The sequence below is a fragment of the Verrucomicrobiota bacterium genome, from assembly GCA_037139415.1.
In the GTDB taxonomy this organism is placed as follows: Bacteria; Verrucomicrobiota; Verrucomicrobiia; order Limisphaerales; family Fontisphaeraceae; genus JBAXGN01.
The window spans coordinates 1-11600 of record JBAXGN010000226.1 but is presented as its reverse complement, the minus strand read 5'-3'; the positions used below and the strand labels follow the sequence as shown (position 1 = coordinate 11600).

6 protein-coding genes are annotated in these 11600 nt (G+C 53.1%); all 6 read left to right on the top strand.

Annotated elements, in window-relative coordinates:
* Positions 1 to 90 precede the first annotated feature (90 nt).
* The gene (locus WCO56_26180) at positions 91 to 1143 is read left to right on the top strand and encodes an alpha-L-fucosidase (protein ID MEI7733087.1); all 1053 of its coding nucleotides are present in this window, start codon (positions 91 to 93) and stop codon (positions 1141 to 1143) included.
* A 39-nt stretch (positions 1144 to 1182) separates the two neighbouring features.
* Positions 1183 to 2550 carry a hypothetical protein gene (locus WCO56_26175; protein MEI7733086.1) on the top strand — a complete coding sequence of 456 codons (1368 nt, stop codon included), beginning with the start codon at positions 1183 to 1185 and terminating at the stop codon, positions 2548 to 2550.
* A 563-nt stretch (positions 2551 to 3113) separates the two neighbouring features.
* Positions 3114 to 5306: an alpha-L-fucosidase gene (locus WCO56_26170; protein ID MEI7733085.1), complete on the top strand. Its 2193-nt coding sequence runs from the start codon at positions 3114 to 3116 to the stop codon at positions 5304 to 5306.
* A gap of 179 nt (positions 5307 to 5485) precedes the next feature.
* A complete protein-coding gene (locus tag WCO56_26165; GenBank protein ID MEI7733084.1) occupies positions 5486 to 7255 on the top strand; it encodes a glycosyl hydrolase family 32 in 1770 nt (589 codons plus the stop codon).
* 185 nt (positions 7256 to 7440) lie between these two features.
* Positions 7441 to 7947 carry an ecotin family protein gene (locus WCO56_26160; GenBank protein MEI7733083.1) on the top strand — a complete coding sequence of 169 codons (507 nt, stop codon included), beginning with the start codon at positions 7441 to 7443 and terminating at the stop codon, positions 7945 to 7947.
* A 308-nt stretch (positions 7948 to 8255) separates the two neighbouring features.
* Positions 8256 to 11600: SUMF1/EgtB/PvdO family nonheme iron enzyme (locus WCO56_26155; protein MEI7733082.1), on the top strand; the 3345-nt coding region annotated here is incomplete at its 3' end.

The window sequence follows — 11600 nt, the reverse complement described above, 5'->3', positions numbered from 1 at the left end:
CCCACGGATAAAAAAATCACCGAAAACAGTTGCAAAAATTAACACCGTTGCTGGTATGAGGTTACCCGACTCAGCGATACGAACGGCCCCATGGCCGGGGTTCCTTACGATGGGGTCCTCACCAAAGCCGACGGCAAGGGCCTGTGGTGGGAAGGGTTTGATCCGGACGATCTCTATGCGCAGTACGGGCACGCGGTTAGCCCTTATGCGCGGGATCGCAAAATGCAGCACGATAACCCGGGCGATCCACCAGTGCCGGCTTTTTGCGAGAAGCTCTATAACCGCATGCAGGACCTCATTGCACAACACCACCCGAATTTGCTCTATTTCGACGACTACAAGTTGCCGCTGTATGGGATTGATCAATATTACGGTCTCGGCATCGCCGCCGGTCTTTACAATGACAGCATCGCTTGTAATAACGGCCAGAACGAGGCAGTCATGACGGGCAAGAATCTCGAGGAATTCGAGAATAAGCGCCTGGTCAACGATCTGGAAGCGGGCCGTGAGCGGGAGATACGCGACTTGCCCTGGCAGAGCGATGTGTGCATTGGCAATTGGTTCTACAAAAAAGGCACCAAATACCGCGATGCGGCCCAAGTGGTGCGGGGTATCATTGATGTCGTCAGCAAGAATGGCAATGTGCTGCTCAGCATTCCCGTGAGAGCCGATGGCACCATAGACAATGAAGAGCAGGTTATCGTGGATAATATCGGCAAATGGTTCGAGATCAATGCGGAGGCCATTCACGGCACCCGGCCCTGGCTTGCCTTCGGCGAAGGCCCCTCGATCAAAGAGAACGAGGCTGACCGGCCCAAGGGCGGCATTTTCTTCTATCGTCGTGTGCCTTACACCCCTTTAGATTTTAGGTTTACCGCCAAGGGCGATACCCTCTACGCGTTTGCGATGGCGTGGCCATACGATGGTCGGTTGGTCATTCGTTCTTTGGCCAAGGGTGCGAAAAAACTCGGCGGTTCGGTTACCAGCGTCAGGCTGCTGGGCAACAAGGAAACGTTGGCGTATCATCAGACTGCGAATGGGTTGGAGGTGACGCTCCCGGCAAACCGTCCTTGCGAGTATGCTTTCGTCTTGCAAATCAGTGGACTAACCTGGCCCATTTTGCGCGAGTGCCAACGGCCGTAAAACACTATGAAAAGAAATAATTGGAGGAGATTATGGGCCATGTTACCTGCTGTCGGGTGGTTGATATTCGATATGGGCGGGCCTCGGGCGTCCGGCGCGACGGCAGTAAATATCAGCGCCCCGGACGTCGTCGTGGCCAGGAAATCCAAGACCGCCAAAACAAATTACGCCTATAAAACGCTGCAGCTCTCGAATCTCCAGGATTTCAAGCCGCAAGCAGTGACCTTGGATCGCTACGGGGGACGCATGGACCTGAAAGGAAAGGCAACCGGCTTCTTTCATACGGAGAAGTTGGGCGGACGCTGGTTTCTGATTGACCCTGAGGGCGGAGTATTTTTTAGCGTAGGCATCAACGCCATCGGCTTGGAGCCTCCCGAGAATCCTGTAGCCTTTACGGAGAAATTTGGCAACAAAACCAACTGGGCACACGCGACAAAGAAAATCCTCGATGCGTTGGGCGTCAACACGCTTGGCTGCTGGTCAGACCCCGATGCTTTCCGCGCGGCGGGATACAACCTGCCGTATACGCCGAGGTGGAACCTTATGTCGCGATACGCCTATGGCCGCAAGACGGCACGTAAAGAAAGTGGCAGCGCGCCGTTCCCTGCGGATTGCGTGCCCGTGTTCGATCCGGAGTTTGAGGCGTTTTGCGAGCGGGAAGCCGCGGCCTTGGCCGCGACCCGGGACGATCCTTGGCTGGTGGGGCATTTTTCGGACAATGAGTTGCCCTTTAAAAGGGCAAACATCCTCAAACGGCACCTGGCGCTTCCGCGCGAGGATGCCGGGCATAAGGCGGCAGAGAAGTACCTCGCAGAGAAACGCAAAACCGCCGCGGCTATCAGCGCCGAGGACGATGGCGCCTTTTGCCAACAAGTGATCGCCCGCTACTATGCCGTGGTCAGCGCTGCCGTCCGTCGGCACGATCCTAACCATCTTTATTTGGGAACGCGTTTTCATGGGTGGGTGTTGCTGCAGGATGAAACGTTTAGCGCCTGCGGCCCTTATGTGGATGTGGTTTCGGTAAACTATTATGGCCGCTGGACGCCCGACCAGGTGGAGCTAGACCGCTGGGCGAAATTGGCGGGTAAGCCGATCCTCATCACCGAATGGTATGCTAAAGGGGCCGATGCCGGGTTAGACGACCGCGAAGGCGCAGGCTTTTCGGTGGCCACGCAGGCGGAACGGGGAATGTTTTACGAGAATTTTACCCTCGGTTTGCTGCGCAATGAGAATTGCGTGGGATGGCATTGGTTCCGCTGGGTGGATGATGTCGGGAAGAAAGCCTCCAATAAAGGAGTGTGCTCGGCCACATACGAACCGTATCCCGCGCTGGCAAAAGCGATGACCCGCATCAATCGGTCCGTTTATCCCCTGATGGATTTCCTCAACCAAGCGCAATCGCCATAGCGTATGTCTGTCCCCGCGACAGGAAGCTAGCCAGTCTCTCTCCTTGATTGGTTCGTCCCCATGTCAGTAATATTAAACGAACTTTTCGTTCTTTGGTACAGGTGGCTGGTTACCGCAACGCGACAAGTGAAAGCATCAAATGTGCCAAAAAGCAAATTCCTATCAGTGCAGCCAGACTGGCCGCGATGCGGTTAGGAAACATTGCTATTGGTCCACTGTTCATGGCTAGCACTCTAAATCCCTCTCAATGAGCAGTCAAGATCACATGTGTTGACCCAAATCCACGCCTAAGAAAAATTAAATGCGAAAATTCCTCGCCTAAGCCGATCTCCTCGCAAATCACGGTTCCATACAATTTGTAGATTGGCACGGAATTTGCCGGATCCCAATTGGCTTGGGTATCTTTGGAGGCGCGCGGGCTTAGGCGAGGATCAGGGTGTTGAACTGTTTCACCCGAATTACCAATGAGCATTACCCGAAAACACTAGGCACCTACGCTGGAGGTGATATATAGTGCAGACATGTTGCCTGGACGATTATTACACTCGGAGATAATCGCTTGCTTGCTTACGCTTGCAGCGCTGAACCTTAAGGCCGAAGTCATTGGCCAAGGCCAACTAGCTACGGCGACCGAAGAGCAAGGCCTGCAGCAACAATTCTCCGCCTACCGCGGGGTGGACGCGGACTATGTCCACGCGGGTGCCACCACACTCGAACGCTGGATGGATTGGAAGTGGGGATTGCGCATTCATTGGGGACTCTATTGCATGTTCGATGGGGGCGAATCTTGGATATTGGTAAAACCGACGCCCAAGCCGCGCGATTGGCAGATGAACTACTACGCCTCTTACCAGCAGTTCAACCCCACCAATTTCAATGCCGACGAGTGGATGCGCATCATGGCGCACGCGGGCATGCGGTATTTCTCATTTACCAGCAAACACCACGAAGGCTTTTGCCTGTGGCCCACGAAAACGTTGCAGAAAGGTTTTAGAAAAAAAGCCGACGGCAGCTATGAAGACGTGGTGGACCATTACAGCATCGCGGAGACGCCTTACAAAAAAGACATCATCGCCGACCTGGTCAAAGCCGGGCGCGCGCATAACCTGGGCGTGAGCCTCTACTATTCGCACATTGATTGGCACGATTGGGATTTTGCCTGGGACAGCCGGAATTTCTGGTATGACCCCCAATTTACCAAGGAGTCTGATCCTAAACGCTGGGCGGCGTTCATCAAAAAGGAGCGCGATCAAATCACGGAGTTGCTCACGGGGTACGGCCCAATTGACACGCTTTGCTTGGACATCAGTTGGCCTAAAGAGGCACGGGCCGAAGCGTACGACGTTGCCAAGCTGGCACGCCAATTGCAACCGAACATCATGCTGCGCAATCGCGGCATCAATGAATACGGCGATTACGAGACGCCCGAACAAACCATCCCGGGCGACCCGAACAACATGAAACGGCCCTGGCAGGTCATTTATCCGGGCAGTTCCGGGTTTTCTTATAAGAAAAATGACACCTATAAGCCGCGCGAGTGGGTGCTGGAGAGCCTGATTGATATTGTCTCCAAAGGCGGCAATTTCCAGGTTGGTTTTGGGCCGGACCCGACCGGCAAGTGGCCGCAGGAAATGATTGAGCGCGTCAGCTACGTGGGCGCCTGGCTCAAGGTTAATGGCGAATGCATCTATGCCACGCGCCCGTACCTGCGCTACCACGAGGGAACCGATTTGCGCTTCACGCGCACCAAAGACAAAAAATATTTGTACATCATCAGCCTCAAATGGCCGGGCGAAGCGCTGCATAGCAAATTGGCGCGCGTCCGCGAAGGCTCGAAGGTCCGCCTGCTCGGCTACGATCACGATTTGGCTTGGCGGCGCGAAGGCGAAGGTGTGGTCATTGACATGCCCAAAGAACTCCAGGAGGCCGCCAAGCGGCCCTCCCTCCAGGCCTATGCCTTTAAAGTCGAGTCCGAGCCGTGGGAAAAATTCTCCGCCACGTTGCCAGAGGAACCACCCCTGCCCACGCAATCGAAGAAAAAGAAAAGCACTACGGCCAGTGACAGCAAGGCGCCCGCACACGTCAGCGAAGTCGTTCCTCAATTGCGCTTCCTGCCCAGCGGAACGGATGGCAAAGAAATGGTCAGCAGCGACCTCACCAATCCCGGCGTCACGGTGCGCTATACCTTGGATGGTTCCGATCCTGATGCCACTTCTCCCGTATTTTCCTCACCTGTTTCGCTGGCCAAAGGCCAGGTGCTCAAAGCGCGCGCCTTTGGCGGCGGCGCTTCGGCCGATCATCTCGCCACCGCCATCGGGGGAGCCATCCGGATTAATTTCCAAATCCTGGACAACAAAACGCCGGCGGGCTTTTTACCCGACAGCGGCGAACCTTTCGCTAAACGAACCAATGGGCGCACTTACGGCTGGAGCATGGACGTTACCAAGGAAGTCCGCCGCCGCGGCCCCGGCGAAATCAAGGACACCTTCTGCCATTTCCGCAAAGGTGTGACCTGGGAAATTGAAGTTCCCAATGCGTCTTACGTGGTGACGGTAGGCGTGGGCGATTTTTCGCACGAAAGCCGCAATACGATTAACGTCGAAGGGGTAATTTTTTTTAGCAGCCTTGAACTCTCGCAACAAACAGCCGAGACCACCAAAACGGTTGAGGTTAAAGACGGCAAACTGACTATCGATTGCGGCGATTCCGGTGATCGCCAGACGAAGATCACCTTTGTCAGTGTGGCCGCGAAGTGACACGCCTTATTCCGGGTAACGCCACGTTCAAGCTTTAATTCCACGCACGAGCTCAATCTGTGTTTTTACTTTACTGTCAAATAAAACCACCGTATTGGGGGCTTGGGAAGACTGGTTTAATGGTTAACAGGTCAAAGTCAGTTTGCACCAGAGCGTTCTGGGTCAGGTGAATAAAATTTATGGAAAACATTTTGCAATACATTCTCATGGCAGCGTGCCCGGTGATGGGCGCGTTGGCGACGGACGCGATTGCCCAGCCGAGTGCCTCTGCGAAAGCAGCAAAGGGTGAACTGCTCTACAACGGTATTCAGTTGCCTGCCCAGTGGCCGCCGCGCATTCACCAAGTGGGAACCAATGTCTTGCCGGTGCCCTACCTGACCAACCGGCCCGCGGTGGTACCGATCGATGTGGGCCGCCAGTTGTTTATCGATGATTTCCTGATCGAGGAAACCAGTTTGAGACGGCAGTTCCATTATCCCCAGCGCTATGAAAGCAATCCCGTGCTCAAGCCCGAAACGCCCACGGAACTGGGCGAGTTTGGCGAGAAGGAAAAAGACGGAAACACCAAGCCGATGGCGGCCATGATCAGCGACGGCTTCTGCTACGACGCGAAGGACAAACTCTACAAGCTTTGGTACCAAGGGGGCTGGCGCGATGGCACCATGATTGCCACCAGCCAGGATGGCCTACACTGGACTCGTCCGCAAACGGACGTTGAGCCGGGCAACAATCGCGTACTGCCCAAACGGACTAAGCCGATGCGCCATGGCACCGGCATTTCTTTCGATCCGTTTACCAGCGATCCGTCGCAGCGATACAAAATGTTGGTTTACGAAGACAAAAAGACCGCTGCTTATACCTCGCCCGAGGGCATCCATTGGAAACTGAGGGGAGAGTTGCCCGAATGCGGCGACAATGCGACCGCCTTTTACAATCCTTTCCGCGATAAATGGGTGATCAGCATTCGGGTCCAGCGGAGTGCGCGCAATGGCCGCGCCCGGAATTATCGCGAGCACGCTGATTTTTTGCAGGCGATCTCCTGGTCGCCGCTCCCGGAGAAGGCCTCGGAGATTTTGGCCGGTCGCTCCGAGGAATACGAATGGGCAGGAACCGACCCACTCGACTTGCCCGACCCTGAAATGATCGCCAAAATCCCAAAGGAATCGAGCGAAAATAAAGATCAGCGCAAGCTCTATGGCGACCCGCCGCAGCTTTATAACCTGGATGCGATGGCCTACGAGAGCATCATGGTGGGCATGTTCGGCATCCTGCGGGGGCCGACTTCCGGCAAATTGTGGGACAAACTCAAGTGTGTTAAGCGAAATGACCTGCACCTGGCTTACAGCCGGGACGGGTTTTACTGGGATCGGCCGGATCGGACGCCTTTCCTCGCCTGCAGCCGCAAGGAAGGCGACTGGGAAAACGGCTACCTGCACTCCGGAGTTGGCTTATTTACGGTGGTTAATGATCAACTCTGGTTCTACTATAGCGGCTGGTCCGGTGTCGGCCCCAAAGGTTCCACCACTTACGCCGGGGCTTCCACCGGGGTTGCTTTCCTGCGCCGCGATGGCTTTGCCTCGATGGACGCCGGCGCAAAAGGTGGCACGCTCACGACGCGGCCGGTGAGGTTTAAGGAAAAATATTTGTTCGTGAATGCGGACCTCCCAAAGGGCGCCCTGAAAGTTGAGATTCTGGACGGAAAAGGTGCTGTGATTACGCCATTCACCCAGGACAACAGCATCGCTTTCACTGGCGATAAGACCCGCCAGCGGATGACCTGGAAAGGGGCGAGTGACTTAAGCGGGCTGGCTGGGAAAAACGTGAGTTTCAGATTCACACTGACTCAGGGCAGTTTATACGCTTTTTGGGTTAGCCCCGACCAGAACGGCGCCAGCCATGGCTATTTGGGCGCTGGGGCACCGGGAATAAATGGACTGGTGGACCAATAAAGGGTATGAGCAATGAGTAAGTTCAAGGGACTACGGTGGGGAATTATCTGCGTCATTTGCTTTGGCACAGTGACTAATTACATTTTACCGCAACGCGACAAGTGAAAGCATCAAATGTGCCAAAAAACCAAGTCAGTAGTTTCTTTGGAGCATCCACTGCATTTTAACGTCTAAGAAGAATGCGTATGAAAATATTCGTGCAGCAAATAATAGGTGTCTGGTTGGTTTTATGGGCTCTTTCAGGCCTGGCCTCGGCCGGGGATAAGCCGATGTTCGCGGATGCGGCCAGCAAGTGGGAGAAGGCCTATCCGGAGGCCAAACAGGGTATGGTGCGGTATGTTCTCCACCTTCAGCCACAGCCGGATGAGTTCGCCTGCCAAGTGGATTTGATCGTGGGCAAGACCATTGAAACCGACGGAGCCAACCATTACGCGTTCGGGGGCGAGATTGTGCAAGATGACGTCCCGGGCTGGGGATATCCCCGTTACACGGCTCGCCCGCAAGAACTCGCGCAGACACTGATGGCACCCCCGCCCAATGCGCCCAACGTGAAAAAATTTGTTACCCTAACCGGGCCCTACCTGATCCGCTACAACAGCCTTTTGCCCGTCGTGGTGTATGTGCCGGAAGGTTTTGAAGTGCGCTATCGAATCTGGAAAGCCCAACCGGAAAACCCCATTCCGAAAGGTTGACGCGCTTCCCACTTCATCCTGCATCATTCATCCCCAATCTCGAATGCCGCGTAGTGGATACCAGGATGGTGGCCAAGTATTGTATGTTTGTCGTGGAAGTTGTCAAAGCATGGATCAACCCCGCCGTGAAAAATCCAAAGACGATTCATCATCTTGGACACGGCAACTTCATGGTGGCTGGGAAAAGGATCCGGCTTAAGTCGAAGATGAAGTAGCTCCCGGTCTGTAATCAAAACGGCTATATTCAAAACTATATTCAAAACGGATTGCCTTCACCTCCTGCTCCCTGTTAATCTCTCGGCATGCACATGTCGGACACGTCATTCAAAGCCGGCCAGAAGAAAGGTTCAGGACGATACACCCTGATCAAGCAACTTGGACAGGGCGGTATGGGCATGGTTTGGTTGGCGCAGGATGAGGAACTAAATCAGCCTATTGCCCTAAAATTTGTTTCTCCCATCATTCAAGCCGACATTGATGCTTTGCAAGGATTGAAACGGGAAACGGCCAAGACTCGCATACTCACTCACCCCAACATCGTCCGTACTTTTGATTTCCATAGGTTAGAAGGAGAATTGCCGTTCGTGTCCATGGAGTATGTGGAGGGCAAGAATCTGGCGGAACTGCGGTATGATCAACCCAATGAAGTCTTTGCTTGGGAAACGTTGAAACTCTGGGTTAAGCAGTTATGTGACGCTTTAGAGTACGCTCACAATAAAGGGATCATTCATCGGGATTTGAAGCCAGGCAACGTGATGGTGGATATCGAAGGGAATGTGAAACTAGCGGACTTTGGGATTGCCGCGATGATTCATACTTCCTTGAACCGAGTATCCCTTCAACATAGCAGCAGTGGAACGCCGGCTTACATGAGTTTGCAGCAGTTCAAAGGCGAAAGTCCAAAGCCTGCTGACGACATCTATTCTTTGGGAGCAACACTCTACCATTTGATTACTGGTGAAGTGCCGTATAATGCTCATCCTGGTGCCATCCGATCAGTCATGGAAAGTGATCCAGTGATGCCGATCGAAGATCGTTTGCGTGGATTAGGCATCAATAATCCTGTGCCTTTAGCCGTATCCTCGACGATCATGGCTTGTTTGGAAAGGGAGCCGGAGAAGAGGCCAGGAAGTGCTAAAGAAATTTGGGTAAGGTTGGAAAAGGGGGACGTTTTAGCGGGGAGTCAATCGTTACCAAAAAATGTCGTGCCAGTTACGATCTCAGCTAAACCACTTGAACAGCTTCCAGCGACAGTTGCAGCTTCCAAATCTGAAGTGATTCCAGTGACCATCGCAGCGGCTCAAAAATTACCTATCGCTGATTTACCTGCCACTAAACCAGCTACGCGTTTGGAATTACCGGCTACAGTTGCGGCTAAGGAAGTTACAGATCAAGTGCCTTTGGCTGTTCCGGTTACTGTTGAAGCTAGAACTACAGATCAACTCCCAACTTCCAAATTTCGGTGGGCCATTATAGGTATCGTGATGGCCTTATTGGTGTTGGGTGGGTGGTATTGGGGAATGTATTTGCCGAAACAGGCACAACAGGAAAAGGATCGTATCGCAGGGGAAGCCAAACAGCGCCAAATTGAAAAGGATAGACAGGTGGCGGAACAAAAACTCGCACAGGAGCGCAAGACTCGCGAGGAGGCTGAACAGCAACGGTTGGCAGATGCGAAGGTTAAACAGGAGGCGGCTTTGCTCAAATCGCAGCAGGAAGCTAAGGCGCAGGAAGAAGTGCGTCGAAAAGCAGATGCAGAAGCAGCAGCTTTGGCAGAGGAAAAGCGGAAAGTCGAGGAAGCCCAGAAAAAAGCCATCGCAGATCAGAATGCCAAAGAAGATGAATCGGCACGCCTCAAAGAGGAACAACGCCTTAAATCATTGGCAGAACAAAAGGCGCGGGAAGACGAAGCTAGGCAAAAGGCAGAGGAAGAAGCCCGGTTGAAAGCGTTGGCGGAACAAAAAGCCAAGGAGGAAGCAGAGAAAAAAAAGTCACAGCCACAGTTGGGTGAAAATTGGACCAACAGTTTGGGGATGGCATTTGCACCGGTACCGGGAACCAAGGTGTTATTTGGCATCTGGGAAACGCGGGTGCAGGATTATGCTGCGTATGCCAATGCGAATTCAGGGGTGAATGTTTCATGGAAGAAGGTGGAATTTATGGGGGTACCAATAAGCGATGGACCAGATCATCCGGTGACAATGGTTAGTTGGGATGATGCCAAGGCGTTCTGTGCCTGGCTGTCCAAGAAGGAGCAAGGAGAGGGAAAATTGGCATCAGGTCAGGAATATCGTTTACCAACGGATGCAGAATGGAGCTATGCGGTGGGAATTGGAGGGCGCGAGGGGAGTGGCACTCCATTTGACAAGGAAAAGATCATTAAGGATGTCTATCCTTGGGGTACGCAATGGCCGCCGCCGAAGGGCACAGGGAACTATGCGGATATGACGAGCAAACAAAAAATTGGTGGCAGTTTTAAGTTTATTGAGGGCTATGACGACGGTTATGCAACCACTGCGCCAGTGGGAAGCTTCAAAGGTGACAAGAATGGATTATTTGATCTGAGCGGAAACGTGGGAGAATGGTGCGAGGACTTTTATTATGGAACAAAAGGTGACCGGGTGTTGCGCGGGGCGTCGTGGCGCAATTTCAATCCTGCCAACCTGCGGGTTTCATGGCGGAACGTCAACACTCCCGACTATCGGAACGACCACAACGGTTTTCGAGTAGTAGTGGCGGTGGATGCCTCGGGAGAAAAAAAACGCAAAACCGAGGAAGCACAGAAACAAAAAAACCTAGCAGAACAACAAGCAGCGAGAATACAGGCCGAAGCGTTTTACAAGCAATGGGGAGGGAAGCGATGGAAGAACAGCCTGGGCATGAGCTTTGTGCCGGTGCCTGGGACAAAGGTGTTGTTTTGTATCTGGGAAACGCGGGCGAGAGATTATTTAGCGTATGCCAATGCAAATCCAGGGGTGGATAGTTCTTGGAAGAATGTGGAATATGCCGGGGACGTGCCAGTGAGCAATGGGCCGGATCACCCAGTAACGATGGTCAGTTGGAACGATGCCAAGGCGTTTTGTCAATGGCTGACAAAAAAAGAACAGCAGGAGAAAAAAATGACGGTAAACCAAGAATATCGTTTGCCGACAGATGTGGAATGGAGTTACGCGGTGGGAATTGGAGACCAGGAAGTCAATGGCACGCCCAAAGATAAGATGATTAAGGGCTTAGATGTCTATCCTTGGGGTTCGCAATGGCCGCCGCCGAAGGGGGCGGGGAACTATGCGGATATGAGCGCCAAACGCAAATTCGGCAGAGGCTGGCCAATTATTGAGGGCTATGATGACAAGTATGCAACGACTGCGCCGGTGGGAAGCTTCAAAGCCGATAAGAATGGTTTGTTTGACCTAAGTGGAAACGTCTGGGAAATGTGCGAGGACTTTTTTGATGGACAGAGTGGGAACCGAATGGTGCGCGGTGGATCCTGGCTCGTGAACGAATCTGTTTTTCTGCTGTCGTCTCGCCGTAATAGTTGCGCTCCAGATTTTCGGTGTAACAACTACGGTTTTCGAGTAGTTGCGGTGATGGGTGAGGCTGGGTTTTGTAAATATAATTGTGTAAATGTTTTTTTGTTTTGTTTTTTGTTGTTT

Bases quoted from the DNA above. Each gene is read 5' to 3' on its own strand.
- WCO56_26180 (MEI7733087.1), top strand. From the start codon at position 91: ATGGCCGGGGTTCCTTACGATGGGGTCCTCACCAAAGCCGACGGCAAG.
- WCO56_26175 (MEI7733086.1), top strand. From the start codon at position 1,183: ATGTTACCTGCTGTCGGGTGGTTGATATTCGATATGGGCGGGCCTCGG.
- WCO56_26165 (MEI7733084.1), top strand. From the start codon at position 5,486: ATGGAAAACATTTTGCAATACATTCTCATGGCAGCGTGCCCGGTGATG.
- WCO56_26160 (MEI7733083.1), top strand. From the start codon at position 7,441: ATGAAAATATTCGTGCAGCAAATAATAGGTGTCTGGTTGGTTTTATGG.